The following is a 26486-nucleotide window of genomic DNA, read 5'->3' on the forward strand; positions in this document are numbered from 1 at the left end:
GGAATGGAGCCTGTCAAAGACGGGACTGCGAAGATTCCGCTTGCGCTCGCTCTATAATGATACGCATAAGATGCCATTAATGCGAAGCGAGTCGCCAGAGGGAGACAAGATCATGGCAACGGTAGCGGATAGCGGGTCGGTTGAGCGGCTTACGCGGATGGTCGGAGCACCCGACAAGTACGATTACGCCTCGGCCGACCTGCGCGCCGCCCAGATCGAAGCGATGAACGAGCGCTTCCAGGACCGGGTCGGCAAGATCAAGCTCCTGAAGCATCGCGCCGAGGAGGCTGAGATCAGCGAAATCCGCAGCTTGGAAGACGCCGTCCCGCTGCTACTGCCGCACACGGCCTACAAGTCCTATCCCGAGAGCTTCCTGATGGAGGAGAAGTGGGACAAGCTCAGCCGGTGGCTGGATTCCGTCTCGACCCATCGCGTGCCGGCGATCGACAAAGCCTCGATCCATGACGTCGACGGCTGGGTCGCGAAGATGCAGGAAAGCGGCCACAACGTTTCCTGCTCGAGCGGCACCACGGGCAAGTCGGCGATGCTGGTCGCCTCGGATGCCGACATGGAATGGTGCAAGCGCGAGGCGCCGCAGGCCTATACTTGGGGGTCAGGCGTCCCGCTCGACCGTAGCCGGCGTATCTTCGGCCTGGCGCCGGTTGCCTCGGTACCGCGCAATCTCGCCACGGGCGTGGCCTATACCAACGCGCTGCAGGATCCGAATTCGGAGCCGTTCCGCTATCCGGTGCCGCCGATCACCGTCGGCAGCCTCACCCAGATGGTGGTGGCGCGCAAGAAGATCGCCGACGGCACGATCCTGCCCGAGGAACTCGCCGAGTTCGAACGCATCTCGGTTGAACGCGCGAAGTACGTTGAGGATGCGGTCGGCGTGACCGCGCAGGCGCTGGTCGAGGCGCGGGGGGACAAGCTGCACCTCACCGGCCTCTGGGCCGGGCTCTACAACGTCGCCAAGGCGGTGCGCGACATGGGCTACAGCGGCAAGGACTTCAACGCGGAGAATTCGATCTATGTCGGCGGCGGCCTCAAGCGCGCCAACCTGCCGGCGGACTACCGCGAGTTCGTCTACGAGACGTTCAACATCTCGCCGACGCGCAATTATCAGAACTATTCGATGCAGGAACTGCAATCGGGCATGCCGCGCTGCCAGAAGGGCGGCCGCTACCACCTGCCGCCCTGGTTGGTTCCACTGCTGCTCGACAAGGCCGGGGACAACCTGCTGCCGATAGAGAGCGGCGAGTACGAGGGCCGCGCTGCGTTCTTCGACCTCTCGCTCGATGGGCGCTGGGGCGGGGTGATCTCGGGCGACAAGGTCTCGATCGACTTCAGCCCTTGCGCCTGCGGGGCCAGGAGCCCGTCGATCCGCGACGACATCGTGCGCTATGCGGATATCGAAGGCGACGACAAGATCGGCTGCGCCGGCACGGTCGACGCCTATGTGCGCGGGCTCTCCTAGGCCTTACCGAGCCGCGGCCCGCTGGCGGATCAGCCGGAGGTAGGTGTCGGCCACCTCCTGGTTGATCGCGTCCCACGAGAAATCGAGGCTGCGCGCTTCGCCGGCGGCGCCGTGCTTGGCGCGGCGGTCGGCCTGCTCGACGTAGGCCTTGAGCGCCTCGGCGAACTGGTGGACCGCGCCGGGGCGGATCAGCCGGCCCGAGACGTGGTCGTCGACCAGGCTCTCGCTGCCCGTGGCAATCGCGGCGACAACCGGCAGGCCGCAGGCCATGGCCTCGAGCGTGACGTTGCCGAAAGTCTCGGTCACCGAGGGATTGAACAGCACGTCCATGCCGGCGACGGCGCGGGCGAGATCCTCGCCGGCCTGGAAGCCGATGAAATGCGCGCCGGGCAGCCGCGCCTCGAACCAGCTGCGCGCCGGGCCTTCGCCGATCACCAGGACCTTGTGCCTGACGCCGCGGCGGCCGAGTTCGTCGATCGTGTCGGAGAACACGTCGAGCCCCTTTTCCATCACCAGCCGGCCCAGGAAGCCGATCACGACCTCTTCGTCGCCGATGCCGAGCGAGTGCCGCCATTCGAGCGAGCGTGCGCCCGAATGGAAGATGTCGCGGTCGACCCCGCGTGACCAGATGCCGATGTCGTAGTTCATCCGCTGGTCGCGCAAGAGCTGGGCCATGGACTCGGATGGCGCAACCAGCGCGTCGCAGCGCCGGTAGAAACGGCGCAGCAGCGCCTCGACCAGCGGCTCGCCCCAGGCCAGGTTGTAATAGCGCAGATAGGTCTCGAAGCGGGTGTGGACCGAGGCGAGCACGGGCAACTTCTGTCGACGCGCCCAGCTGACCATGCGGTGCCCGCTGACATCGGGCGAGGAAACCTGGACGACATTGGGTGCGAAGGCCTTGAGATCGCGCTTCAGCCGCGGAGAGAGCCCGAGCGAGAAGCGGTACTCGCCGCGGCCGGGGATCGGCGTCGCGGGAACGTCGACGAGGTCACCGGTGGGCGGAAAGGCGGGCGTACTGGTCGTCGGCGAATAGACGCGCACCGCGGCGCCCTGGCGCAGGAGATAGCCGACGAGGCGGTTCAATGCCTGGTTCGCACCGTCGCGGACATAATTGTAATTGCCGCTGTAAAGCGCGATGCGAAGGTCTGCGATTTTCATGTTGCAGCCGGCCTTAGCCGCTTACTGCACACATGACGAGGGCCCGCAGACCCTCCGCGGGCGCTGATCACCAGCCGCGATAATAGCGTCTGTCCCAGCCTCGATAGGGGCCGCGATCCCAGCCGCGATATTCGCGGTAGTAATAGCGCCGCGGGTAGCGATCGTAATAATAGCCGCGCGGGTAGCTCCGATAGTAGTAGCGCGGCCGGCCGTAGTAGCCGTCGCCATAATAATAGCCGCGGTCGCTGTTCGAGGCGATCGCCGCACCCACGGCGAGGCCGATGATGCCCGCGCCGACTGCGATCGCCGCCGTGTCGTCGCCGCGGCCGCGCCAGTGATCGCGTGCCTCGGCGCTGGTGGTTGTGAACGTCATGGCGCCGACCGCCAGCGCGGCGACGATCCCGGCACTCTTCAGGCTCTTGAACATGACCCTGTCTCCCATTCCTGTCGGCCAAGAGCGACCCGGCCGATGTCAGGACCATAGTGGATCATTTTTCGGCTGAACTTGCACTTAATGCCGCGTTCAGCATGGCCCGCAGGCTCCGGCTCGCACGACGAGCCGTTCATTTTTTCCTGCAAATGCCACGATTTATTGCATGAATTTGCAAAGTCATACGCAACTCAATGAAAGCTCCTCCGTTTCCTGCCGCGGACGGCTGAATGCCTCCGCGTTCAGGAATCTTGAGGAATCCAATATGAAAATCTATCGGGCCGCACCTTTCTTCGCCACCGCCGCAGCAGCGGTCGGCCTCACCATTCCCGCCTTGGCGCAGGACGCGCGGGATACGCATTTCGACGGCCCCTATGTGTCCGCCACGATCGGCATGGCTGCGCAGGGCAACGACCGAGGAGACACCCTGGTCTTCGATACCGATCGCAACGGAACCTATGGCGACACTGTGAAGACCGCGGCCGGCGCCAACGCCTTCAGCCCGGGGTTCTGCCATGGCACGGCGGGCGGCGCGGCGCCGGGTGCCTGCGGGCCTGACAACAACCGCCTCGAATACGCGGGCCGCATCGGTTACGACAAGCGGATGGGCGGCAACTTCGTGGTCGGCGGCCTTGTGGAAGTGTCGAAGACCAACGCGCGCGACTACACCAGCGGCTATTCCACGACCCCCGCCAGCTACCAACTGGGGCGCAAGCTCGACTACGCGCTGTCGGCGCGGGCCCGCGCGGGCTACACGCCGGGCGGCGGCGCGCTGTTCTATGCGACGGGCGGCGTGAGCAATGCCAAGCTCGACCACAGCTTCGTTACGACCAACACGGCGAACAGCTTCACCGAGGTGAACGACGGCAAGCGCGTCTGGGGCTGGCAGGCCGGCGGCGGCGCCGAAGTGATGGTGACCAACAACGTCAGCCTCGGTCTCGAGTACCTCTACAACCGCTATAACGACAGCAAGTACAGCGTCGCCGTCGGGCCTGGCACGGCGCCGGCGAGCAATCCCTTCCTGCTGGCATCGGGCGGCACGAACATCCGCACGTCGGACAAGAATTTCGACTACCACTCGCTGCGCGCCAGCCTGAGTTTCCAGTTCTAAGTCTCTCGCAGACCAAACGAAAAGCCCCCTCCCGCGAGGGAGGGGGCTCTTTTAGTCAGAGGCTGTGCCGGGTTCAGTAGCCGCGATAGCCGCGGTTGCCGTTGTAGTAGCCATCGTCGCCGTAACCGCGGCGCGCGTAATAACCGTCGTTGTCGTAGCGGCGGCCGTCGCGATCGTAGCGGTTGCCGTTGCGGTCCCAGTAATAGCCGTCGCGGTATTCGTAGCCGTTGCGGTTGTAGTTGTAATTGTAGTCGCGGTCGTGGCGGTCCTTGCCGGCCGAAGCGGCGATCGCGCCGATGGCGAGGCCGAGGATGCCGACGCCAATCGCTATACCCGCGGTGTCGTCGCCGCCATGATGGCGATAGTCGCGGGCCATAGCCGGGCTGGCGCCGGCAAGCGCGGTGGCGGTGAGGGCGGTGGCGAGCGCTGCCTTCTTGAACAGGTTCATGTCAAAACTCCTGGCGGCGATTGCGAGACGGGATTGCTCGTTCGATTCGCCGCTTCGAGAGTCGGTTTAGCTTTCCGTCACTGAATGCGTGCCGCACAGGTTTGGCAGCTTTTGTTCAGGCTTGTTGGCAATTTTATGAACGTCCGGAATGTGAACTGACGATGCCTCGGCCCGAACTCATCGCGCGTTGTTGGATTTGCGGGCGCAGGTCCGCGCCGGATGGGTGACGGTGCGGCCGGCGCGCCTCCCTGCGGCGCTGGGCTATGTTTGCATGCCTTGTTGCGAATGGCCGGGCGCAGGCATGCGGACGCTTCGGCACGGCGCTTAGCGCGAAGGCTTGGACGATGAGCCGGCTCGCTGCCCTGTCATCGCCTTGCGGAGTGAAGCCTCCGCCCTGATCCTTCGTCACGGGGGAGCGCGCTGCCGCGCGCACCGGCCGCCAGAGCCTGCTCCAGCAAGGGCAGGCTCCGCGCGGGAGAGCAAGAAGCGCAGGCCTGTCGCCCTCACGCACCCGTCGGGGATAGTGAATAACCTATTTGGTTCAAAATGTCAAGATGAAGCAGGCGCTGGCAGAATACGCCAACAAAGCCGCCATTCAGGCCGCGAAATGGCCTCCCTGAAACCTGCCGTTGACGAGTACCGGAGCTGTAAATAGGCGTTGAACCGGGACCCCATATCGGCGTGCAAAAGGGCCCCCCTTTGCGGTTTGCAGGGCGGTTGTCCCGGTAGTCCATAGGAGGGACCCGCGGCCGTCGCCGCGCGCCTCCTAAAGCGCTGGCGGTGACGGTCGTGGGAGGTTCCTGTGGACCCACCGGGTCAACCGCCGGGTGGGGGGGTCCGGGGGGAGGGTTTTAGCTCCGGTTTCTGAGGCGCCAGCTGTCGTTGCCGGTCTCGACGATGTCGCAGTGATGCGTGATGCGGTCGAGCAGCGCGGCCGTCATCTTGGGATCGCCGAACACGGTCGGCCATTCCCCGAACGCCAGGTTCGTCGTGATGATCACCGAGGTGCGCTCGTAGAGCTTGCTGACGAGGTGGAACAGCAGCTGGCCGCCCGAGCGGGCGAACGGCAGGTAGCCGAGCTCATCGAGCACGACGAGGTCAAGGCGCGAGAGCTGGGCCGCAAGCGCGCCTGCCTTGCCGAGGCGGCTCTCCTCCTCGAGCCGGTTCACCAGATCCACGGTGTTGAAGTAGCGGCCGCGGGCGCCGGCACGCACGACGCTGGCAGTGATCGCAACCGCGAGGTGGGTCTTCCCGGTCCCGGTGCCGCCGACCAGGACGATGTTGCGCTGTCCGGGCAGGAACGAGCCGGCATGCAGCGAGCGTACCAGCTGCTCGTTGATCGGTGTGCCTTCGAACACGAACGCATCGATGTCCTTCACCGTCGGCAGCCGGGCCGCAGTCATGCGATAGCGGATCGATGCCGCGTGGCGGTGAGCAGCCTCAGCGCGCAGCAGGTCGGTGAGGATCTCCATGGCGGTGCGCTTGCGCTGCATGCCCGTGGTGACCGCCTCGTCGAAGGCGCTGGCCATGCCCTTGAGGCCCAGGCCGCTCATCGCGGCGATCATCTCATGCCGCTGCACGGGCGCCTCGCAGCAGGTCGTATCGAGCACAGTCCGCGGTCGGCGGGTGGCTGAGCGCCAACGCTTCGGACGTCGCGATGGTCAGTGGTCGGGGCGGCTCGCGCCGTCGTGCCAGGATGTTGAGGATCACATCGTCGCTGGCAGCGCCGGCGGCGAGCGCCTCGCGGATCGCGGCCTCGACCGCTTCGAGCCCGTCGGTGAGCACGGCAGAGAGCACGCGCACGAACCGGCGGTCGGCTTCATCGCCCGTTCCCAGCTTGCGCCTGAGCCGGGCCAGTGCTGGCGGGAGATCCCAGTCCTGGAACGGTGCCCCGTTCCTTAAGGCGCCCGGCTTCTTGGCCAGCACCGGCAGGTAGTGCCAGGGATCGAGGATCATCCGATCGCGGCCGAAGAAGCGGGGATGCTCGGCGACCACCTCGTCGTCGAGGCGGACCACGATCCGGTCGGCATAGGCGCGAACCTGCACCGCACGCCGGGCCGCCTTGGCCATGACCGAGTAGCGATTGCGGTCGAAGCTGATCAGGCAGGTGCCGGTTACCGCGTGCGGCGTCTCGTGGAAGCCGTCGAACGGCGCCAGCATCGCCTGGAGCGCCGGGCGCTCGGCGTCCCATGCCTCGGCGATCGTCAGCTCGCGCTGATCGGGATGGGGATGCAGCGCCGCCCAGCGGCGGCACTCGGCCTCAAGCCACCCGTTCAGTTCCTCCAGGCTCGCAAAGCGTAATCGGGGCTGGAAGAACCGGCCGCGCATCGTCTGCACCTGGTGCTCGACCTGGCCCTTCTCCCAACCCGCCGCTGGCGAGCAGGCGGTGGGCTCGATCATGTAGTGGTCGGCCATGATCAGGAACCGGCGGTTGAAGACCCGCTCCTTGCCCGTGAACACCGTCGTGACCGCGGTCTTCATGTTGTCGTAGATGCCCCGCGTCGGCACGCCGCCGAAGAAGGCGAACGCCCGCGCGTGGGCGTCGAACACCATCTCCTGCGTCTCGCGGGGATAGGCCCGCACGAACACCGCCCGCGATGCGCAAAGCCGCATATGCGCGACCTTCACACGCATCGGCTTGCCGGCGATCTCCACATCCTCGTGGCTCCAGTCGAACTGGTATGCTTCGCCCGGCCGGAACATCAGCGGGATAAACGCCGCCGCGCCGTCGCCGGCATCCTTGCGCCGATCGTCCAGCCAGCGCTTCGCATAGCGCCTCACGGCATCGTAGGAACCGTCGAACCCCTCGCGCAGCAGCAGGTCGTGGATCCGCGTCATCCGCAACCGCTCGCGCCGGGGTCGTGCCTCGTTCTCCGTCAGCAGAGTATCCAGGCGCTCCTGGAACGGGCCGATCCGGGGAAGCGGCTGCACCGACCGCCGATAGGCAAATCCCGCTTCCGGGGCGCGGATCGCCTTCCTTATCACCTTGCGCGACACCCGCAGGTCACGCGCGATCGCCTTGATCGATTTACCGTCGGCGTGCTCGCGCCGGATCCTTACTACCGTCTCCAAAATCAACATCCCGATCCCGCCGCCTGGCTACAACCAAGCCGACGCACCTAAACCATCGAGATGGGGGTCCCTTTTAGATGCCGATCACCCCCATAACGGGGGCCTTTTTGCACGCCGATCCACATACCGGAGCCGCGCTACCGTGCGAACCGATGAAGGGGGTTTTGTCGCTCACCGCTTGGCTGACCTTAATCGCAGGAGCATTCATTGCACTGAATGCCTGCGCCGCGGTATCAGGCGATGGCGGAAAATCCGAAGCGCTGCGCGAGGCGGAAAAAGCCTGTGGTTTTGGACTGCGATCTCTCGTGCCGCTTAGCCAAAATGAGATCCCTGAGGCTTGGCGTCGAGAGCGCAAACTGATCGTGGTGTCATTGCTTTCGCACGACCAAAAGTCAGCCTGCCTTGGTAGTTTTGGAAGCGATGAAGGCTACCGTTTCGTTGGCCTTGTGCGGGCGCCAGAAGACCCACGCAAAAAATAGCACGTGATTGCGGACATTCCTCATTTTTGCGACATTGACTGTATGAAGCTGCTAACCCCGCTACGTAGCGCGATAGATCGTGAATGGGTTAGGGTTGATTGGTCAGGTCGCCAAACCCTCAGGCATAGGGCGATTGCTGCCATACCGCTAATGCTGGTGATGGTGCTATCGTTTCTCCCCATTCCGCGTGCGGTACAATTTATCGCGCTCCTAGCAGGCCTCTGTTTCAGCATCACGCTTACGATGTGGATTGAAGCTCGACGATGGGTTGGCACCGGAGCCTTCTCGACCCGTCGTTCAGAGAGTTTTGTGCGTCGCCTGCGAGCGAAGCGACAGCGGCAAGATCAAGCAGACTAGGTCGGTCTCCGCCGACTTTCCTGCCTTCGAAGTTCGATCTGTCAGGCTCTGGGAGCAGACATTGTTCATTACCAGAACCGCGTACGAAAGCTCAAAAGCTGCGAGGTATGACCCAACGGATACGCTCAATGGCTGTAGAGCCTTTCGCGTCTCCGGTGGTGCCTGCCACCGGCGGGTAATGCGCGCGCGCGATCATAAGCTGGCAAGATTCCTCATCGAGAGGTCTGAACTGGCTGCTGACGGCAACGCGGCAGGTTTCGACCCGCCCAGTCGCGCTCACAGAAAGTACCATGACGACCGTGCCGCTACGTTCGGCGCGTAGTGCGGCGCTCGGGTAGTCTGACCAACTCACCCAGCTGTTTTTGGGGATTGGCGGAGGCGGCCGATCCGCTAGCTGAGCGATCACGACCCCCGGATTGCCCCCCTCGGGTAGGACCCCAGGCTGATAAGGCGCTCTAGGCAGCTTCGCCAAACTCGTCGGGTCCACGCCCCAGCCTCGCAGCAAGTTCTCATAGCAGGTTTGCATAGAGGCGAACGCTGCTTTCGCCCGGGGAAGGTCTAGAGTAAGCGTGACGGCGTTCTCGCGAGAAAATGAAAGCTGTTGGCTATCCGACAGGTCCGAAAATAGCCCGGCGTCGACATCGTATGCGCGCCGAGGATTTGCGGAATCAAAGATCAGCAATCGTGTCACCCCTTGCGTACTAAGGTGCACATTGATGCCCGAGGATTTGCGAAGCTTTGCTATACCCGAACCCGCTAGCGCTATGTCGAAAATGGCCGGCCCCGCCACCCTCGAAATCTGAAGAGTGACGCTCCGGTCTCCATTGCCAAAGTCGTGCTGCAAATCACAACTTTGACCGGAATTATTTAGACGCCATTGCCCAGTTGCTTCGAGGTTTTCTTCAGATACGTGTTCTCGATTGCTTTGAGCTAGTAACGGTGAACTCAGTGCGATTACCGAATAAAAGGCAATTCGTGTCAAGTCCCTCACCACGATGCTCCCGCTACTAGTTCACTTGCGTTCCGCAGGTCGAGACCGGCGAAACCGTCGTCAGCATGCCGAGTTTCGAACGGAACCGCAAACGCACCTGATCGGCAGCTTTCCAACGCTCCCCCGTCCATAGCGGACTTTCCGGAGCCCCAACAAACCCGTCGCGCCTGCGCAGGCAGGGGCTAGATAAGCTCTCCTCCTGAAGCGGAAGGTACAATGAGGCACCGTCAGCTGGACCCCTGCCTTCGCAGGGGCGACGGATGGAGTGAGAGCGTCGGAATTTCCCGACGAGACCGTTCTGCCGGATGATCTTCCGTCGAGTTGGCCTCGGCTCCCACAGGCCCAGCATTCGCAGCCCCCATGGCCCCAAAGAAAAAGGGCGGCGCCGGTAGTCCGGGCCGCCCTTTCTATCTTCAGGCCGCTTCTTTCTTGCGGCTCTCGCGCTTGCGGTCGTTGGCGTCGAGCCAGCGCTTGCGCAGGCGGATGGTCTTGGGCGTCACTTCGACGAGTTCGTCATCGTCGATATAGGCGATGGCCTGCTCGAGCGTCAGCTTCCACGGCGGGGTCAGGCGAACGGTGTCGTCCTTGCCGCTGGCGCGGAAGTTGGTCAGCGCCTTGGACTTCATCGGGTTGACCTCGAGATCGTCCGGCTTGGCGTTCTCGCCGATGATCATGCCTTCGTAGAGCGCTTCGCCGACGCCGACCATCAGGATGCCGCGCTCTTCGAGCGGGCCGAGCGCATAGGCATTGGCCTCACCCGCGCCATTGGAGATCAGCACGCCGTTCTTGCGGCCTTCGATCTTGCCTTTGTGCGGGCCGTACTTCTCGAACAGCCGGTTCATGATGCCGGTGCCGCGCGTGTCGGACAGGAACTCGCCGTGGTAGCCGATCAGGCCGCGGGAGGGGGCCGAGAAGGTGATGCGGGTCTTGCCGCCGCCCGAGGGCCGCATGTCGGTCATCTCGGCCTTGCGCTGGTTCATCTTGTCGACGACCGTGCCCGAAAACTCATCGTCCACGTCGATCACGACGATCTCGTAAGGCTCGGTGCGCTTGCCGTCCTCGTCCTCGCCGAACAGCACGCGCGGGCGGCTGATGCCGAGCTCGAAGCCTTCGCGGCGCATCGTCTCGATCAGCACGCCGAGCTGGAGCTCGCCGCGGCCGGCGACTTCGAAGCTGTCCTTGTCGGCGCTCTCGGTGACCTTGACGGCGACGTTGGACTCCGCTTCGCGCATCAGGCGGTCGCGGATCATGCGGCTGGTGACCTTGTCGCCCTCGCGCCCGGCCATCGGGCTGTCGTTGACGGCAAAGCGCATCGACAGCGTCGGCGGGTCGATCGGCTGGGCCTGGATGGGCACGGAGACCGCGGTGTCGCAGATCGTGTTGGAGACGGTGGCGACGGCCAGGCCGGCCAGCGAAATGATATCGCCCGCCTTGGCTTCGTCGACGGGCACGCGCTCGAGCCCGCGGAACGACATGATCTTGGAGGCGCGACCGGTCTCGATCACCTTGCCGTCCATGTCGAGCGCGTGGATCGGCTGGTTGACCTTGACCGTGCCCGACTGGACGCGGCCGGTCAGCACGCGGCCGAGGAAGTTGTCGCGGTCGAGCAGGGTCACGAGGAAGCTGAACGGCGCGTCGGCGTCGAGCGCCGGCGGCGGCACGTGGTCGACGATCTTCTGGAACATCGGCTCGAGCGTGCCTTCGCGGCGTTGCGGATCCTCGCTGGCATAGCCGTTGCGGCCCGAGGCGTAGAGCACGGGGAAGTCGAGCTGCTCGTCGTTGGCTTCGAGCGTGACGAAGAGGTCGAACACCTCGTCGAGCACTTCCTGGATGCGCTCGTCGGGGCGATCGACCTTGTTGACCACGACGATCGGCTTGAGGCCGAGCGCCAGCGCCTTGCCGGTGACGAACTTGGTCTGCGGCATCGCGCCTTCCGAGCTGTCGACCAGCAGGATCACACCGTCCACCATCGAGAGGATGCGCTCCACCTCGCCGCCGAAGTCAGCGTGGCCGGGGGTGTCGACGATATTGATGCGCGTGCCGTTCCATTCGACCGAGGTCGGCTTCGCCAGGATGGTGATGCCGCGTTCCTTTTCCAGGTCGTTCGAATCCATCGCCCGCTCTTCGACGCGCTGGTTGTCGCGGAAGGTGCCGGACTGGCGGAACAACTGATCGACGAGCGTGGTCTTGCCGTGGTCGACGTGCGCAATGATCGCAATATTGCGCAGGGGAAGCGGGGCGGACATGCGATGGGTTTCCAAATACTGGGGGATTTCAGACAGCGCTCTGTTGCGCTGCAACACGGCGCGCCCCTATCCGAAACCGCTCGCGGCGGCAAGCGGTGGATTGCACCGCATGGTCTGTGACCGATTTATCACCAATGCACAGAAACCAGCGGTTCTTGCGTCGACCACGTATCGAAAAATTAGGAATTTATGGTTAAATCGAACTTCCAGAAGAGCTCGTACGCGCAAGGCACAGTGCCGGCGTGGCTCCTCGCAGGGAGGGATCGCAACCCTATGTCGCTGATTGCACGCGGCCTTGCCGTATCAACCCGCGCCGCCATGTTCTCCACCGTAGCGGCGCTCGTTATTGCTTCGCCGGCGACGGCGTTCGCCCAGGATAGCGGGGAGGCGCAGCCTGCCGAAGAGGCGCAGCCGGCGGGCGACATGCCCGTGGACAGCAACGCCAACGAAATCGTCGTTACCGCGACCAAGCGCGAACAGACGCTGCAGGACGTGCCGGTCGCCGTGACCGTCGCCACTGCCCAGCAGATCGAGCGCGAATATATCCGCGACCTGAAGGACCTCGGTTCGATCGTTCCCTCGCTGCGCGTGGGCGAGCGGCAGAATTCGGCCAATACCAACTTCTTCATCCGCGGCTTCGGCAACGGCGCCAACAATGCCGGCATCGAGCCTTCGGTCGGCGTGTTCATCGACGGCGTCTACCGTTCGCGCACCGCGTCGCAGATTTCCGATCTGCCCGATCTCGAGCGGATCGAGGTTCTGCGCGGGCCGCAGTCGACGCTGTTCGGCAAGAACGCTTCGGCCGGCGTCATCTCGATCGTCACGCAGAAGCCGAAATTCGAATTCGGCGGCAATGTCGAGGCGTCCTACGGCAACTATGATGCCGTCGTCGTCAAGGGCGTCGTCACCGGGCCGCTCAGCGATACCCTCGCGGCCAGCCTTTCGGGTGGCTACAACAAGCGCGACGGCTACAACAAGGATCTCAACACCGGCGCCAAGCTCAACGACCGCGATCGCTGGTTCGTGCGCGGCCAGCTGCTGTTCGAGCCGGACAGCCAGCTCAAGGTCCGCCTGATCGGCGACTACGGCAAGATCGACGAAGTCTGCTGCGGCGTGGTCAACGTCCAGTCGTCGGCGGCGACGGCGGCCGTCCGCGCGGTCGGCGGCAACGTCAATGCGCCGCAGGACCTGTTCGACAACAAGGTCTACAACAACTTCGTGCCGTCGAACAAAATCGAGAACTACGGGTTCTCGGGCCAGATCGACTACGAGGTCGGGCCGCTGACGCTGACTTCGATCACGGCCTATCGCAAGACGCAGTCGTTCACCGACTATGATGCCGATTTCACCAGCGCCGACATCATACGGACCAACGCCTCGGACACCGGCATCAAGACCTTCACCCAGGAATTCCGCGCCACCGCCTCCATCGCGGACAAGCTGACGGCATTGCTGGGCGCCTATTATTTCCACGAGAAGATCGACCAGAACGGCGGGATCCAGTGGGGTTCGGTCGCGCGGCCCTATGCCAATCTCCTGGTCCAGGGGGCTTCGGGCGGGGCGCTCTCCATCCCGATGCTCGAGCAGACCTTCGGTGCCCTGGAAGGCGCGCCGACGAAGTATGTCGGCCAGTTCTTCGTCAACGGGCAGGGCCTCAGCGAGCGCTACGCCATGAAGAACCAGGCCTTCTCGATCTTCGGGCAGATCGATTTCCAGATCGTCGACCGGCTGACCCTCACGGGCGGCATCAATTATACCCACGACGCCAAGGACTACTCGGCGAACATCTCGTCGAACGACGTCTTCGCCAACCTCAACTTCAACGATCCGCGCTATGCGCCGTTCCGCAATCAGCTCCTTCTGGGGGGGGGGCGCTCAAGCAGGGAGCCTCACTCGCCCAGGCGCAGGCTTTTGCCAACGCCAACCAGAACAATCCCAACGCGAACCCGCTCAATGCCCTGCGGGCACTGCAGTTCCTGCCCGAGTTCCTCGACGTGCCGAATTCGGTGGAGCCCGGCAAGACGCGCGACGGCAACGTTTCGTGGACGGCGCGCGCCTCTTACGACGCAACTGATACGATCAATGTCTATGCGGGCGTCGCGACGGGCTTCAAGGCCAGCTCGATCAACCTTTCGCGTGACAGCCGGCCATCGCTCAGCGACCAGTCGGCACTGGTTGCGGCAGGCTTGGCATCGCCCAACCAGACTTACGGCAGCCGCTATGCCAGCCCCGAGAAATCGACCTCTTACGAGGCCGGCATCAAGGCCAACTGGGGCCAGGTCACGGCCAACGTTGCGGTGTTCAAGGAGATCATCCGCGGTTTCCAGTCGAACATCTTCACCGGGACCGGCTTTTTCCTCGGCAATGCCGGCAAGGAATCGGTGTTCGGCATCGAGTTCGAAGGTACGGTGCGGCCGGCCAAGGGGCTGACCCTGGGCATGTCGTGGACCTATCTCAATCCCAAGTACGACGACTTCAAGAATTCCGCCTTCGGCGACGCGACGGGCATCACGCCCGCCGACATCCCGCCGATCTCGGCGACCTTCACCGCGCAGTACGATCACGAGTTCGGCAACGGCGATCACCTGATCCTCTACGGCGACTACCACTACGAATCCGAAGTGCAGACCGTCGAGGGCCTGCCCGGCTTCATCGTCAAGGATCCGGTCACCGGCGCCGTGCTCAACTATCAGCCGGGTCTCGACGCGGCGCGGCCGTTCAAGCGCGAGGTCAGCGATCTCAACGCGTCGATCACCTATGCCATGGCGAACGGTCTCGAGCTTGGAGTCTGGGGCCGCAACCTGCTCGACAACCGCTACATCAACGTGATCTTCGACTCGGTGGCGCAGCAGGGATCGGTCTCGGCCTATACCAATCAGCCGCGCACCTACGGCGTCTCGGCAAGGTTCCGCTGGTAGGGACGGCGACTGTACGAATACGGGAAGGGGGCCTCGCGGCCCCCTTTTTGTTTGCGGTCATGAAGATTCTGTGATGCTCTCCCCGCGTCTTTCCAACGAGAAGGGCGCTGTTCGATAAGGGGGGACAGGTTATGGAATGGATGCTGATGCCTTTGAAGCGTTACGCCGACTTTTCCGGGCGGTCGCGGCGCAAAGAATATTGGATGTTCGTCCTTGGCATATTTATCGCTGCCATCGTTCTTAGCATTGTCGAGAGCATTCTTGGCCTGTCTGGCATGGTCGGCGGCGTTTATGGCCCGCTGACGACCATTCTTCTTCTGGCCGTGATCATTCCCGGAATTGCCGTGCAGGTGCGACGCTTCCACGATCAGGACAAGTCCGGCTGGTTCGTCCTGTTGGCGCTGATCCCGTTCATCGGCAGCATCGCGGTGCTGGTCTTCATGTGCCTTGAGGGGACCAAGGGACCAAACCGTTTTGGCCCCGATCCAAAGAATCCCGCGAACGCGGAGGTCTTTGCCTGATCTGAAGAGTGTGCCGGCGCAAGATTGGGCGCTGGTCAACACGGCGCAGCAATCCGGGTTCTCGATGAGCCCGGATTGCGTTCGTGCCCGCCGTCCGTCTAAGGTTTAGGCCTGACTTCACGGGGGAAGGCCAATGCCACAGTTCGGCGGCTTCTGGCGGCGATTTGTCGCTTACATTCTCGATGCGATCATCATCAACGTCGCGACCTCGGTCATCGGCGGGGTTGTCGGCGTGGGGATCGGCTTGGGGACATTGTCCGGGGCCGGCGCATCGAACATGGCGGCTCTGGAAACGATCAGTGGCCTCACGGGCGCGCTGATCGGGCTCGTCGGTTCGTGGCTCTATTCGGCGCTGCTGGAAAGCTCATCCTATCAGGCTACCCCGGGCAAGATGGCGCTTGGCCTCGTTGTCACCGACGAGATGGGCCAGCGGATAAGCTTCGGTCGCGCCACCGGGCGCTATTTCGCGAAGATCATCTCGTCGATCATCCTGCTCATCGGCTTCTTCATGATCGGCTGGACCGCGCGCAAGCAGGGCCTGCACGACATGATCGCGGGCACGCTGGTCTACAAGGCGCGCAATCCGCAGGAGATCGGCGTCAGCGTCGAGGCGTTCCGCTAAGACTCAGAGTTCGCGCAAAGCCTGCGCCGGCTTGGCCCGCAGCAGTGGCAGCGAGCCGGCCAGCGCAAAACCCAGCACCAGCACGAGCCCGGCGCCGAGCACCGCGAAGATGCGCGGCCAGTCGGGCAGCCAGTCGAAATCGAACAGCTGGGTGATCACCAGCCAGCCGATGCCGCTGCCGAGCGCCAGCGCTACGAGCGCGAGCGCGCCGGCCAGCAGGCCGTATTCGGCCATCTGCAGCAGCAGGAGCTGCTTCCGGCTCGCGCCCAGCACGCGCAGGATCACGTTGTCGTACGTCCGGCTGGCACGCGCCGCGGCGATCGCACCGAACAGCACGGCGAGCCCGGCGAAGACCGCGACCGATGCCGCTGCGAGGATTGCCGCCGACATCTGCGAGAGCAGGGAGCGGGCCTCGCGCAGCAGCGTGCCGGTCTCGATCACCGAGGTCGCCGGGAAGGCCTGGGCGAGCTTGCGCAGCAGCCCGGCCTTGCTTGCGCCAGCGGGCACGTCGATCGTCGCGGCAAGATTGTGCGGCGCGTCGGCCAGGGTGTTGGGCGAGAACACCAGCACATAGTTGAAGCCCATGTTCTCCCAGTCGAGCCGGCGCAGCGAGGCCACCGTCGCGGTGCGCTCGACGCCGAGTACGCTGACCGTGATCTTGTCGCCGAGCTTGAGGCCGACCGCCTGGGCGAATTCGTCGTCGACCGAAACCAGCGGCGGGCCCGCGTAGGCTTTGGGCCACCACTTGCCTTGAACCAGTGAATTGCCCTCGGGCACGGCATCGGCATAGGTCAGCCCGCGCTCGCCCTTCAGCGCCCAGGCCTTTTCGGGGATATTGTCCTTGAGGTCGGCGACGCGGGTCATGCGGCCTTCGGGCCCATAGGCGAGGATCGCGCCGCGCAGTGCCGGCACCGTGCGGATCGTCGCCTTGGGGATGATATCCGACACGGCGCGTTCGAAGGCGCCGACGCGGTCGCGCGGCACGTCGAGCACGAAGTAGTCGGGCGCGCGCTGCGGGATGCGTTTCTCGATATTGGCTTCGAGGCTGGTCTGGATCACCGCCAGCAGCACGAATGTGGCGAGGCCGAAGCCCAGCGCGGTGACGAGCGCGCCTGTCTGTGCGCCCGGCCGATGGAGATTGGCGAGGCCAGCGCGCAGCAGCGGGTGTCGGGGCCGTGGCAGCCGTGCGGCGGCATGCCGGATCGCCCAGCCGAGCGCGCCCAGCAGGGCAAGCACGGCGGCTGCGCCGGCCAGGAACAGCGCGGTGACCTTGATCTGCGCGGCGCTCGCCAGAGCGAGCGCGACGATCGCGGCGAGGCCGAGGCCCACCGGCAGCAGCAGCGCGCGCCGGGGCAGCGCCAGCGGCGAGACCCTTGCACGCATCAGCGCCATCGCGGGAAACGCCTGTGCGCGGGCGAGCGGCGGCGCGGCGAAGACCAGCGCCACTAGCAGGCCGTAGGCGGCGGCGGTCGCCAGCGCGGCGGGGGCGAAGACGAAGCCCGGCGTCACCGGCAACAGGGTCCCGAGCGCTGCCGCCAGCAGCGGCGTCACCAGCACGCCGGCAACAAGGCCGGCGACACTGCCCGCCAGCGCCGCCGCGCCGATCTGGAGCACGTATATCCGCGCGATGTCGCCGCTCGCCGCGCCCAGGACCTTCAGCGTGGCGATGCTGCTCCGCCGCGCTTCGAGATAGGAGGACACGCCGCCGCCGATACCAATCCCGGCGATCGCCAGCGCGGCCAATCCGACCAGCACGAGGAATTCCCCCATGCGCGAGACGAAGCGCTCGGCTCCGGGCGCGGCCTTGTCGCGCGTGCGCCAGGTGAAGCCGGCGTCGGGGAACCGCTTCTGGAGCGCTTCGACCGTGGCCTCGGGATCGGCCTGCGGCGCCAGCGTGACGCGCGCCTTGCTGCGGAACATCGCGCCCGGCGCGGTTAGGCCGCCGCGCTCGGGCAGGCTGTCGCGGACGATGGCGACGGTGCCGAGCGAGAGCCCTTCGCTGAGCCGGTCGGGCTCGTCGTCGATCACGCCGCCCACGGTGACGCTCTGGCCGCCGATCCTGATCGAGGTCGCCCGGCTTGACGCCCAGCCGTTCGCCGGCGCCTTCGCCGATCCAGACGCTGCCCTCGGCCGGCGCGCCGACTTCGCGGCCGTCCTTCAGGCGCAGGCGGCCCACCAGCGGCCAGCGCGCGTCGACGGCTTTGAGTTCGACGGGGGCAGTGCTGTCGCCGGCTGTCGCCATGGCCTGCATGCGTGTGCCTTCGGACAGCGTGCCGAGCGCGGCCAGCGCGCGGCGCTCGTCCGGCTTCAACCCGCGCTGCCAGACCGTCGCCTCGATGTCGCCGCCCAGGACCGCGCGGCCGCGCGTCGCGAGTTCACGCTCGATCGAGCCGGTCAATGTGCCGATCGCGGCGATCGCACCGACGCCGAGGAACAGGCAGACCAGCAGCAGCCGCAGCCCGCGGAACCGCGCGTTGAGATCGCGGCGCGCGATCCGCCAGGCGATGGACCAAGGGAGGGGAGCAGCGTTCACGCTTTTTCGTTGCTCTGGGCGCTGTCGCTCGCGATCAGCCCGTCGGCCAGCGACACCACGCGCTCGCAGCGTTCGGCGAGCGCGATGTCGTGAGTAATCATCACCAAGGTCGCCTGCGTCTCGGCGCGGCGGGCGAAAAGCAGGTCTATGATCCCCGCGCCGGTGGCGGCGTCGAGATTGCCCGTGGGTTCGTCGGCGAAGATCAGCGAGGGGCGCGGGGCGATGGCGCGGGCGATGGCGACGCGCTGCTGCTCGCCGCCCGAAAGCTGGGCGGGGTAGTGGCTGAGGCGGTGACCGAGGCCCACGGCCTCAAGCTCCGCCGCGGCCCGCGCCTGGGCATCGGGCAGGCCGGCGAGTTCGAGCGGCGTCGCGACGTTTTCCAGCGCGGTCATCGTCGGCAGCAGGTGGAAGGCCTGGAGGACGATGCCGATGCGGCCGCGGCGAGCGCGGGCGAGGCCGTCCTCGTTCATCGCGGCAAAGTCCTCACCAGCGACGCTCAGCGCACCGCCGCTCGCGCGTTCGAGGCCCGAGAGCACCGCCATCAGCGAGCTCTTGCCCGAGCCCGAAGGTCCGAGCAGCGCCAAGGTCTGGCCCTGCGGTACGGTGAGGTCGATGCCTTTGAGGATCGAGACGGCGCTCTCGCCGCTGCCGAGGGTGAGAGTGAGGTTTTGCGCGGCGATGGCGGCCGAGGCGCCAATAGGGGGGCTTGTCACCGCGGGGGGATGGCATAGCTATGCGGCGTCCGGCAAGGAGACATCTGTATGAAATTGTACGTGGCCAAACTGTTGGGCACGCTGGCAGGCGCGCTGCTGCTCGCCGGATGCGGCCAGGGTGAGGCTCCCAAGGCGCCGCCGACCCAGACCGCGTCGGACGTGATCAACGCCCCGCCGGAGATCCCGGCGATGGGACAGGAGCGCGACATCCTCGCGCTCGGCGACAGTCTTTTCACCGGCTACGGACTGCCGTCCGACCAGGCCTATCCGGTCAAGCTCGAAGCGGCGCTGCGCGCGCGCGGGATCAATGCGCGGATTTCCAACGCCGGGGTCTCGGGCAATACCAGCGCCGAGGGGCTGTCGCGGCTGGCCTTTACCTTGCAGAGCCAGCAGCGTCCGCCCGATCTCGTCCTGATCAGCCTCGGCGGCAACGACATGCTGCGCGGTCTGCCGCCCGGGCAGACCCGGACAAACCTCGACGCGATCTTGAGCGAGCTGAAAAAGCGCAAGATCAAGGTGGTGGTGATGGGCATGCTGGCGCCGCCCAACATGGGCCCCGACTATCGCGCCCAGTTCGATCCGATGTATCCGGCGCTGACCACGCAGTACGACGCGGTGCTGGTGCCGTTCTTCCTCCAGGCGGTGCAGGGCCGGCCCGACCTCGTCCAGCAGGACCATATCCACCCGACCAAGGAAGGGATCGAGGCGATCGTCGCGGCGACGGTGGATCAGGTAGCGGGGGCGCTCCCGAAGACGGATGACGCTAAGACAGGCGCTCTACCGCCCCCTCGCTGACCCGCCAGACCGCGGCCTCGCCTTCGATCGCCTCGAACGGGGCGAGTTCGGTGCCGGTCAGCCAGACCTGCGCCGGGCCGCTGCGCAGCCGGTCGAACAGGGCCTCGCGGCGCACCGGATCGAGGTGCGCCGCGACTTCGTCGAGCAGCAGCAGGCGCGGACGGTCCTGGGTGGAAAGCCCGGCATGGGCGAGAGTGATCGCGATCAGCATCGCCTTCTGTTCACCGGTCGAGCACTCGGCGGCAGGCTGGCCCTTGCCGGCCATGGTGACGGCCAGTTCGTCGCGGTGCGGGCCGGTCAGCGTGCGCTGGGCGGCGCGGTCGCGGCGGCGGCCTTCGGCGAGCGCGCGCGCCAGTTCGGCCTGATCGAGCGGGCCACCAGGCTCGTAGGTCAGCAATGGCCGCGCGAAAGGTGCCTCGGGCAATGCGGCCAAAGCTAACTGCAACTGGTCGGCCAGCCGTGCGCGCGCCTGCGCTACCGCGGCGCCGGTCTCGGCGATCTGCACCTCGATCGCATCGAGCCAGGTGGGATCGGGCTCGGCGGGGTCGGCCAGCAGCCGGTTGCGCTCGCGCAGCGCGGCTTCGAGCCGGGCAGCATTCCGGGCGTGCGCCGGCTCCAGCGCCAGCACGAGCCGGTCGAGGAAGCGTCGCCGCGAGCCTGCCCCCTCGGCGAACAGCCGGTCCATCGCCGGGGTCAGCCAGCCGATGCCGAGCCATTCGGCCAGCCGCACCGCCGGAGCCTCGGCCTGGTTGACCTGGACGACTCGGCGCCCCGGGCGCTCGGCCGAAGTGCCGGTGCCCAGCCGCACTGGGCCCGCCGGGGTCGCCAGTTCGGCGCTGATCGCGAAACCGCCGGGCCCGGCCTGCGCCGGCATGTCGGCGAGGTTCGCGCGCCGCAGCCCGCGGCCCGGCGCGAACAGCGAGATCGCTTCGAGCACGTTGGTCTTGCCCGCACCGTTCTCGCCGACGAGCAGGTTGAACCGGGCAGTCCCCTCGATCTTCGTGCCGCGGTGGTTGCGGAAGTCGGACAGCAGAATGCGATCTAGCGCCATGACGGCGGCCTCTGCCGGATCAGAGCGATTCCGTCTTGGCGAAAGGCGAGAATTCGGTGTCGGTATCGAACACGTCGACGCCTTCGCGGTTCTTGAGCCAACCGACCACGCCATAGGTCACCGGGGTGAGCATGACTTCCCAGAGCACTTTCATCGCCCAGTTGGTCATCATGACCAGCAGCACGTCGTGCGTCTCCCAGATGCCGAAGAAGGCGATCGGGTAGAACAGCGCACTGTCCACCGCCTGGCCGAACACGGTCGAGCCGATCGTCCGCGTCCAAAGGTGCTTGCCCTGGGTGAAGACCTTCATCTTGGCCATGACGAAGGCATTGACGAACTCGCCCGCCCAGAAGGCGATGACCGAGGCAAGCACGATGCGCCAGGTGCTGCCGAAGACCGAGATGTAGGTCGATTGGCAGATCGTCCCCGGTTCGAGGCCGAGCGACTTGAACATCGTATCGCCGCTCGAGAAACAGCCCCACGAAGGCGCGGGCGGCATGGCGACGACGACGAAGCTCATGAAGGCCATGAAGATCAGCGCGATCGTGCCCGCCCAGACGCAGCGGCGGGCATTGGCATAGCCGTAGACCTCGGTCAGCACGTCGCCGAGCACGTAGGAAACCGGGAAGAACAGGATGCCCGCGCCGAAGGTGAAACCCCAGACCGTCGAAAGCTTGGCCGCGCCGATCAGGTTCGACAGCAGCAGGATGGCGACGAAGGCCGCCATCGCATAGTCGAAATAGCGGAAATGCCGGCGCGCGCCGGCGCTGCCTTCGATGCGTGAGAGCGGCTGGTCCATGATTTTATCTAACCTCTCTCGGCGTTTCCGCAAAGCATGCGTGCAAAGCTGCGCACATGTTCGAGAAAGATGTCGGGAACCTCGATCGCCGCATAGTGCCCGCCGCGCTCGTACCGGGTCCAGCGCATGATGTTGTAGAGTCGCTCCGCCCAGGCGCGTGGTGCGATCACGGTTTCGGCGGCGAGGTGGAGCACGGCAGTCGGCACCATTACAAAGCGCTCGGGCGCCGGATCGCATATGGCTTCCCGATAAAGCGCCGAGGATGAGCCGATCGTCCCCGTAAACCAGTAGAGCGCGATGTTCGACAGCATCCAGTCGGGTGCGAGGCCGGGATTGCCGGGCAGGTCGACATCGGCCCAGTCGCGCAGCTTCTCGCCGATCCAGCCGGCGAGGCCGGCGGGAGAATCGTTTAGCGCATGCGCGGTGGACAGCGGCGCCCGGGCCAGCAGGTTGAAATGCGGGTAAGCGAGGAGGTGCGAGTAGACGTCGGCCAAAGCCTGATCCTCGGGCGATAGAGGCGTGTCCTCCGGCGGTGGGCCGGCGTTGATCGCATTGAGGTGCAGCCCGATCACGCGGGCGGGCCATTCGCGCGCCATCTCGGTGCCGATCCCGCTGCCCCAGTTGCCGCCCTGTATCATGAAGCGCGAATAGCCCAGCCGGGTCATCAACTCGGCGAACATCGCCGCGATCCGCCGCGGCGACACGCCCGGCCGCGTCTGCGAAAAACCGTAGCCCGGCAGCGACGGGATCACGACATGGAAGGCCGGCTCGTCGCCCGTCGGCTCGGCCAGCGGCCTCGCCACTTCGGTGAATTCCAGCACCGAGCTCGGCCAGCCGTGGAGCAAGAGTAGCGGAATCGCGTCGGACCGGGGCGAGGGACGGTGGATGAAGTGGAGGTCGAGGCCGTCGATCTCGGTCAGCCAGTTCGGCAGGGCGTTGATCCGCGCTTCGACGCCGCGCCAGTCGAAACGGTCCCGCCAATGCGCGCAGAGGCTCTGCACGAAGCCGAGCGTGGCACCGTAGCCTGGCTCGTCGCGGATGGCGTCCTCGATCCAGCGCGTGGTGCGCAGTCGGGCCTGGAGATCCTCGAGTGCCTCCTCGGCGACTTCGACGCGGAACGCGCGCAATTGCCTCTCCCCTGCTTATGCCCGACGCAGCACCCTATCGCGGTTTGCGCGCGCCGCGAAGGCCGCTTATGAGATGCCGCGACGCGCCCGTAGCTCAGTTGGATAGAGCACGAGCCTTCTAAGCTTGGGGCCACAGGTTCGAATCCTGTCGGGCGCGCCATATTTTCAATGGGTCAGGGTGTTTCCTAATTCGATTTCTCGGGCGATAGGGAGCGCATAGGTTCGTTCAGGCACGCAGACGCCGGAAGGCTCGCTTTCGCTGTGCAAGCGCTACGGCCAGGCATTCGTAGATATGAACACCGTCGATGACCTCGGAGGCCTGGGCGTTCAGCTTGCGCCCTGCGATGCAGGTGTGCGGACGATCAGGCCGTCGTGCTCTCCGGCCACGGTGATCTGGCAGGACAGCCGGACACCCGGCGTTTCGTCTCCGCTGACCTCGATCATGGGGAGTTCGATCTCGGCCGCTTCGCCCATGATCGCCTGCCACGCGGGATCGACATAGACCCGGCAGGTTCCGCAATAGGCGTTGCCGCCGCAGATAGCCTCGATCGCATCGATGCCGTTGCCGACCGCGTTTTCCATGAGCGAGAGGCCTTCTTCAGCCTCGATCGTTCGCTCGGAGCCGTCAGCGGAAATGAACGTGATTGCTACCATCGGGAACCGGGCTCAGGCGGGATCGCATGCGACGACAGCGCCGCGCAGTTCGTAGCCCTGGATGTGCGGGTTCCATTTGATCTCGGGCTCGGAGACGAGACGGATGCCGGGCAGGCGAAACATCCGGTCGAGGAAGATGCTGGTTTCGTGCAATGCCACCTGTGCGCCGGGGCAGCGATGTGGCCCATCGCTGAAGCTCATGTAAGGGCCGACCACCTTCATTCGCTTCGCCCGATCGGGATCGAGCTCGAAGGGGCAGGGGCCGGTGATCGCCTCGTCGGTATTGGCGTCGCGGATCGAGATGGCCACGACCTCGCCTTCCTGGACGGCCGCCCCGTCCTTGCTCTCGACGGGCTCCGCCGCGCGGCGATGCACGAGCGAGGCCACGGGTTCTAGCCGCAGGATCTCTTCGAGGATGGCGAACCTGTCAGGATCGTCACCGTTCAGGAACCGCGCCTTGAGCTCGGGCTTCTCGAACATATGCCAAGCGCACATGACAATGAACTCGCGCGTGGTCATCATGCCGGCGCCGCCATAGCTGAGCGCTTCCATGATCATACCGCGCTTCGAATAGTTCTCCTTGACCATATAGGAGATGACGTCGTCTTTCGGCTCTTTGCGGCGGGCCTCGATTGCGGGGACCATGTCCTGCTTCCAGAAGCGACCGACGCGGATCAGCATCTTCGCGCCGAAGATGGCCTTGCCCAGGAAACCCTTCTTCCGCTCCATCGAGGAATCGAGCACCGCTTTCACCCGGTTCGCCAGGTTTTCACTGGTGTCGCTGTTGGTAAGGCCGATAATGTCGGCCGCGACATCGACGGCCATCTGCCAACTCAGTTCGTCGAGCGGGGCCGAGCCACGGGCTTTCAGTTTGGCGACGATATCGTCCATCGTGCGGTTCATCACCGCCTGATGGCGCGTGACAATGGTCTTTGGCGCAAACAGCCCGGCGACAGCGGCGCGGCGCTTGCGGTGCTCGTCCCCGTCCAGGAAAAGAAGGAGACGTCGCCGGGGTTACTGACCTCAGTTTGCTCCGAAGGCGAGTCGGTAGGTGGACCGGCCTGGCGAACTTTGGGCGAGCGCAGGATATCGCGGGATGTCGCAAACGAGCCAATCACGCGCGCGCCCTCTTGCGGCGTAAGATTGGCCTCGGCGATCTTGGCCGACTTGCGATCGTCACGTCCTTGATGAGCCGGACAGGTGGATGCCATCACGTTCATTTTCTCTACTGTCCCTGCGATGCAGTCGGGCGCCAGTGTGGGGCCTCTGTGATATAGTGCATATCATAAAGTGCGTTTATGAAAAGTAGTCACTTTGGAGCGCCTTGCCGTTTGCTCGCGCACGCGATTTGAATTTCTGCCGTCCGCTTGATATCCGGCGCGTGTCGGTCCGACTGCTGCGCCAGTTGCCCGCTATCTCACACTAAACAGTCGGTGTTCGCCAACGGAGCGGCCGCTCGAGACCAGTTTCTCGCCGCCTGAAAGCGGTATTCGTTTGGGTGCGCGATGAGCGCCGACATCGGATCAGGCAATCGCTCCGAGGCATTGCTCTAATCGACAATTGGCGATTCCAGCAGATCTTCGATGAACAGGGATACCAGCATCGCCTGGCTGGTTACTTCGGCTTTTGCGTAGATCTGGCTGAGCTGCGATCGGATGGTTCCCGTAGCAGCCCCGCGCAATCGCGCGATTTCCGCAATGTCGCAGCCTTTCAGGGCGAACAGGGCTACCTGACCTTCGCTCGGTGTCAGGCTCCATTCCTTGAAGCGCTGGGCGATGTGGTCGGCAAGCGCGCCGCGTGCGCGTGCCAGCGACTGGTCCTTCCAGCGCAGTTCTCGGTTCAAGCGGACGATATAGCGCGAGCTGAGTATCACGCCGCCCAGCAGAGCGAAGGCAATGACGCATTCCATCGCGAGGTCCAGGCTGAAGCCTCGGCTTGCCTGCTCGATCTGATCCTCGATGCCGTCGACCACGAAGAATATGGCGGCTACCAGTTGGAGCACCATGATCGCGACGGGAAAAATTATCTGCCGATCCGCCAGCATCCGCCCCTTGTCGGCATCGTTCGATCCAAATCGCTGCATAGGACTTTCGCTTATTGGGCGGAATTTGAGCGCCTGCTTATAGGCAGCGTCGCCCGGTCGGCATAGCTGCGCTCATCGTTCGTCGCCGGAGACAGCAATGCGAGAAGATTCAAAGCCCGAAGCGACCAAGGTTCCCGCGGTGACGCTCGGTTTCTGGGTGATCAAGATCCTGGCGACCACTTTCGGTGAAACCGCCGGAGATAGCGTCTCGATGTCCTGGCTCGGCGAAACCACGGCCGAGGCGCCGACATCCTTCTGGCAAGGCGGCTATCTGATCGGCACGCTTATCTTCGCCAGCGCACTGGCCATCATGGTTTTTCTGCAAATCCGGGCGAGCCGGTTCAATCCCTGGCTCTACTGGACGACGATCATCGCCTCGACCACGGCGGGGACGACGATGGCAGACTTCGCGACCCGTTCACTCGGGACCGGCTATCCTGGTGGATCGCTCCTTCTGCTGGGTATGGTGCTGCTCTCGCTGTATGTGTGGCACCGGGCCTTGGGCACGATCTCGGTCAGTTCGGTGCATGAGCCGAAAGCCGAGCTCTACTACTGGCTCACCATCACCTTTTCGCAGACGCTCGGCACGGCGCTGGGAGACTGGATCGCCGACGGACCGCTCGGCTATCTCGGCTCAGCCGTGATCTTCGGTGGGCTGCTCGCCATGATCGCTCTGGCCTATTACCGCACGGCTGTCAGTCGGGTGGGGCTGTTCTGGGCGGCTTTCATCCTGACTCGGCCGCTTGGCGCCGTCGTCGGCGATTTCCTCGACAAGCCGCTTGCGAAAGGCGGGCTGGAACTCAGCAGGGTCGGTGCGTCTGTGGTGCTCATCGTTGCTATTGGAGGCCTGATCATGCTCACCCGTCAGAAAGCGGCGCAATCCGAGACGCGGGCAGCCTGA

General features: G+C 65.0%; 23 protein-coding genes, 1 tRNA gene and 2 pseudogenes. 10 read left to right on the forward strand and 16 right to left on the reverse strand.

Features of this window, described 5'->3' with window-relative positions; translation table 11 throughout:
* Positions 1–112 precede the first annotated feature (112 nt).
* Positions 113–1477 (forward strand): hypothetical protein, encoded by a 1365-nt coding sequence (locus tag KRR38_RS28790; RefSeq protein ID WP_217406808.1) that lies wholly within the window; start codon positions 113–115, stop codon positions 1475–1477.
* A gap of 3 nt (positions 1478–1480) precedes the next feature.
* Here KRR38_RS28790 and KRR38_RS28795 read toward each other — a convergent pair whose 3' ends face one another.
* Both KRR38_RS28795 and KRR38_RS28800 read right to left on the reverse strand, forming a co-directional pair.
* Positions 1481–2635 carry a glycosyltransferase family 1 protein gene (locus KRR38_RS28795; protein WP_217406809.1) on the reverse strand — a complete coding sequence of 385 codons (1155 nt, stop codon included), beginning with the start codon at positions 2633–2635 and terminating at the stop codon, positions 1481–1483.
* A gap of 67 nt (positions 2636–2702) precedes the next feature.
* Positions 2703–3062, reverse strand: coding sequence for a hypothetical protein (locus KRR38_RS28800; RefSeq protein WP_217406811.1), 360 nt, complete (start codon positions 3060–3062; stop codon positions 2703–2705).
* A 268-nt stretch (positions 3063–3330) separates the two neighbouring features.
* Between KRR38_RS28800 and KRR38_RS28805 the strand changes: the two genes are divergently transcribed.
* Entirely contained in the window at positions 3331–4176 is an 846-nt protein-coding gene (locus KRR38_RS28805; RefSeq protein WP_217406812.1) for an outer membrane protein, read from the forward strand.
* Between the two features lie 73 nt (positions 4177–4249).
* On the opposite strand, the gene KRR38_RS28810 is transcribed toward KRR38_RS28805, so the two are convergent.
* The 3 genes from KRR38_RS28810 to istA form a co-directional block, all read right to left on the reverse strand.
* A complete protein-coding gene (locus KRR38_RS28810; RefSeq protein ID WP_217406813.1) occupies positions 4250–4624 on the reverse strand; it encodes a hypothetical protein in 375 nt (124 codons plus the stop codon).
* Between the two features lie 851 nt (positions 4625–5475).
* Positions 5476–6204: an IS21-like element helper ATPase IstB gene (gene istB, locus KRR38_RS28815; protein ID WP_217401355.1), complete on the reverse strand. Its 729-nt coding sequence runs from the start codon at positions 6202–6204 to the stop codon at positions 5476–5478.
* Entirely contained in the window at positions 6191–7705 is a 1515-nt protein-coding gene (istA, locus tag KRR38_RS28820; protein WP_217406814.1) for an IS21 family transposase, read from the reverse strand. Before istA ends, istB begins: the two co-directional genes overlap by 14 nt.
* Before the next feature lie 68 nt (positions 7706–7773).
* Between istA and KRR38_RS28825 the strand changes: the two genes are divergently transcribed.
* Positions 7774–8175, forward strand: a complete 402-nt coding sequence (locus tag KRR38_RS28825; RefSeq protein ID WP_217406815.1) for a hypothetical protein — start codon at positions 7774–7776, stop codon at positions 8173–8175.
* Between the two features lie 448 nt (positions 8176–8623).
* Here KRR38_RS28825 and KRR38_RS37930 read toward each other — a convergent pair whose 3' ends face one another.
* Together KRR38_RS37930 and typA are read right to left on the reverse strand one after the other, a co-directional pair.
* Positions 8624–9058: a TonB family protein gene (locus KRR38_RS37930; RefSeq protein WP_375293475.1), complete on the reverse strand. Its 435-nt coding sequence runs from the start codon at positions 9056–9058 to the stop codon at positions 8624–8626.
* An 878-nt stretch (positions 9059–9936) separates the two neighbouring features.
* Complete coding sequence (gene typA / locus KRR38_RS28835) at positions 9937–11769, reverse strand: translational GTPase TypA (RefSeq protein WP_217406820.1); 1833 nt, start codon at positions 11767–11769, stop codon at positions 9937–9939.
* A gap of 423 nt (positions 11770–12192) precedes the next feature.
* On the opposite strand from typA, the pseudogene KRR38_RS36540 reads away from it, so the two are divergent.
* From KRR38_RS36540 to KRR38_RS28850, 4 genes and pseudogenes are all read left to right on the forward strand, one after another.
* Positions 12193–12519 (forward strand): annotated as a pseudogene (locus KRR38_RS36540) (TonB-dependent receptor plug domain-containing protein); the annotation flags it as partial.
* Between the two features lie 1256 nt (positions 12520–13775).
* Entirely contained in the window at positions 13776–14687 is a 912-nt protein-coding gene (locus tag KRR38_RS36545) for a TonB-dependent receptor domain-containing protein (protein ID WP_309141165.1), read from the forward strand.
* A 131-nt stretch (positions 14688–14818) separates the two neighbouring features.
* On the forward strand, positions 14819–15208 hold the full coding sequence (locus KRR38_RS28845; protein ID WP_217406822.1) for a DUF805 domain-containing protein: 390 nt from the start codon (positions 14819–14821) through the stop codon (positions 15206–15208).
* Between the two features lie 133 nt (positions 15209–15341).
* Positions 15342–15830, forward strand: a complete 489-nt coding sequence (locus KRR38_RS28850; protein WP_217406824.1) for an RDD family protein — start codon at positions 15342–15344, stop codon at positions 15828–15830.
* A 3-nt stretch (positions 15831–15833) separates the two neighbouring features.
* Here the strand turns inward: KRR38_RS28850 and KRR38_RS28855 are convergent.
* Both KRR38_RS28855 and KRR38_RS28860 read right to left on the reverse strand, forming a co-directional pair.
* Positions 15834–18363: pseudogene (locus KRR38_RS28855) on the reverse strand (ABC transporter permease).
* Positions 18360–19076: an ABC transporter ATP-binding protein gene (locus KRR38_RS28860; protein WP_217406825.1), complete on the reverse strand. Its 717-nt coding sequence runs from the start codon at positions 19074–19076 to the stop codon at positions 18360–18362. The pseudogene KRR38_RS28855 and the gene KRR38_RS28860 overlap by 4 nt, the downstream one beginning before the upstream one ends.
* A 48-nt stretch (positions 19077–19124) precedes the next feature.
* On the opposite strand from KRR38_RS28860, the gene KRR38_RS28865 reads away from it, so the two are divergent.
* Positions 19125–19871, forward strand: coding sequence for an arylesterase (locus tag KRR38_RS28865; protein ID WP_217406826.1), 747 nt, complete (start codon positions 19125–19127; stop codon positions 19869–19871).
* Here KRR38_RS28865 and recF read toward each other — a convergent pair.
* From recF to KRR38_RS28880, 3 genes are read right to left on the reverse strand one after another with little or no spacing between them, the layout of a single operon-like run.
* On the reverse strand, positions 19840–20922 hold the full coding sequence (gene recF, locus KRR38_RS28870; protein WP_217406827.1) for a DNA replication/repair protein RecF: 1083 nt from the start codon (positions 20920–20922) through the stop codon (positions 19840–19842). The genes KRR38_RS28865 and recF overlap by 32 nt on opposite strands.
* 19 nt (positions 20923–20941) lie before the next feature.
* Positions 20942–21721 carry a queuosine precursor transporter gene (locus tag KRR38_RS28875; RefSeq protein ID WP_217406828.1) on the reverse strand — a complete coding sequence of 260 codons (780 nt, stop codon included), beginning with the start codon at positions 21719–21721 and terminating at the stop codon, positions 20942–20944.
* 8 nt (positions 21722–21729) lie between these two features.
* Positions 21730–22848, reverse strand: a complete 1119-nt coding sequence (locus KRR38_RS28880) for an epoxide hydrolase family protein (RefSeq protein ID WP_217406830.1) — start codon at positions 22846–22848, stop codon at positions 21730–21732.
* 83 nt (positions 22849–22931) lie between these two features.
* Here KRR38_RS28880 and KRR38_RS28885 point away from each other — a divergent pair.
* Positions 22932–23008 (forward strand) — tRNA-Arg (locus tag KRR38_RS28885).
* 167 nt (positions 23009–23175) lie between these two features.
* Here the strand turns inward: KRR38_RS28885 and KRR38_RS28890 are convergent.
* From KRR38_RS28890 to KRR38_RS28905, 4 genes are all read right to left on the reverse strand, one after another.
* On the reverse strand, positions 23176–23502 hold the full coding sequence (locus KRR38_RS28890) for a 2Fe-2S iron-sulfur cluster-binding protein (protein WP_217406831.1): 327 nt from the start codon (positions 23500–23502) through the stop codon (positions 23176–23178).
* Between the two features lie 12 nt (positions 23503–23514).
* Entirely contained in the window at positions 23515–24393 is an 879-nt protein-coding gene (locus KRR38_RS28895; RefSeq protein WP_217406832.1) for a cytochrome P450, read from the reverse strand.
* 11 nt (positions 24394–24404) lie between these two features.
* Positions 24405–24722, reverse strand: a complete 318-nt coding sequence (locus KRR38_RS28900; RefSeq protein ID WP_217406834.1) for a hypothetical protein — start codon at positions 24720–24722, stop codon at positions 24405–24407.
* Positions 24723–25051: 329 nt separating this feature from the next.
* Complete coding sequence (locus KRR38_RS28905) at positions 25052–25474, reverse strand: hypothetical protein (RefSeq protein ID WP_309141166.1); 423 nt, start codon at positions 25472–25474, stop codon at positions 25052–25054.
* Between the two features lie 208 nt (positions 25475–25682).
* Between KRR38_RS28905 and KRR38_RS28910 the strand changes: the two genes are divergently transcribed.
* Positions 25683–26486: a hypothetical protein gene (locus KRR38_RS28910; protein ID WP_217406835.1), complete on the forward strand. Its 804-nt coding sequence runs from the start codon at positions 25683–25685 to the stop codon at positions 26484–26486.

This window comes from Novosphingobium sp. G106 (genome assembly GCF_019075875.1).
Lineage (GTDB): Bacteria > Pseudomonadota > Alphaproteobacteria > Sphingomonadales > Sphingomonadaceae > Novosphingobium.

What these genes read in the sequence shown, in the direction of transcription:
- KRR38_RS28805 (WP_217406812.1), top strand. Translation starts at nt 3,331, where the DNA reads ATGAAAATCTATCGGGCCGCACCTTTCTTCGCCACCGCCGCAGCAGCG.
- KRR38_RS28795 (WP_217406809.1), bottom strand. Translation starts at nt 2,635, where the DNA reads ATGAAAATCGCAGACCTTCGCATCGCGCTTTACAGCGGCAATTACAAT.
- KRR38_RS28890 (WP_217406831.1), bottom strand. Translation starts at nt 23,502, where the DNA reads ATGGTAGCAATCACGTTCATTTCCGCTGACGGCTCCGAGCGAACGATC.
- KRR38_RS28810 (WP_217406813.1), bottom strand. Translation starts at nt 4,624, where the DNA reads ATGAACCTGTTCAAGAAGGCAGCGCTCGCCACCGCCCTCACCGCCACC.
- KRR38_RS28910 (WP_217406835.1), top strand. Translation starts at nt 25,683, where the DNA reads ATGCGAGAAGATTCAAAGCCCGAAGCGACCAAGGTTCCCGCGGTGACG.
- KRR38_RS28875 (WP_217406828.1), bottom strand. Translation starts at nt 21,721, where the DNA reads ATGGACCAGCCGCTCTCACGCATCGAAGGCAGCGCCGGCGCGCGCCGG.
- KRR38_RS28825 (WP_217406815.1), top strand. Translation starts at nt 7,774, where the DNA reads ATGCCGATCACCCCCATAACGGGGGCCTTTTTGCACGCCGATCCACAT.
- KRR38_RS28790 (WP_217406808.1), top strand. Translation starts at nt 113, where the DNA reads ATGGCAACGGTAGCGGATAGCGGGTCGGTTGAGCGGCTTACGCGGATG.
- istA (WP_217406814.1), bottom strand. Translation starts at nt 7,705, where the DNA reads ATGTTGATTTTGGAGACGGTAGTAAGGATCCGGCGCGAGCACGCCGAC.
- KRR38_RS28865 (WP_217406826.1), top strand. Translation starts at nt 19,125, where the DNA reads ATGAAATTGTACGTGGCCAAACTGTTGGGCACGCTGGCAGGCGCGCTG.
- KRR38_RS28895 (WP_217406832.1), bottom strand. Translation starts at nt 24,393, where the DNA reads ATGGACGATATCGTCGCCAAACTGAAAGCCCGTGGCTCGGCCCCGCTC.
- KRR38_RS28850 (WP_217406824.1), top strand. Translation starts at nt 15,342, where the DNA reads ATGCCACAGTTCGGCGGCTTCTGGCGGCGATTTGTCGCTTACATTCTC.
- typA (WP_217406820.1), bottom strand. Translation starts at nt 11,769, where the DNA reads ATGTCCGCCCCGCTTCCCCTGCGCAATATTGCGATCATTGCGCACGTC.
- recF (WP_217406827.1), bottom strand. Translation starts at nt 20,922, where the DNA reads ATGGCGCTAGATCGCATTCTGCTGTCCGACTTCCGCAACCACCGCGGC.
- KRR38_RS28845 (WP_217406822.1), top strand. Translation starts at nt 14,819, where the DNA reads ATGGAATGGATGCTGATGCCTTTGAAGCGTTACGCCGACTTTTCCGGG.
- KRR38_RS37930 (WP_375293475.1), bottom strand. Translation starts at nt 9,058, where the DNA reads ATGCAAACCTGCTATGAGAACTTGCTGCGAGGCTGGGGCGTGGACCCG.
- KRR38_RS28800 (WP_217406811.1), bottom strand. Translation starts at nt 3,062, where the DNA reads ATGTTCAAGAGCCTGAAGAGTGCCGGGATCGTCGCCGCGCTGGCGGTC.
- KRR38_RS28900 (WP_217406834.1), bottom strand. Translation starts at nt 24,722, where the DNA reads ATGAACGTGATGGCATCCACCTGTCCGGCTCATCAAGGACGTGACGAT.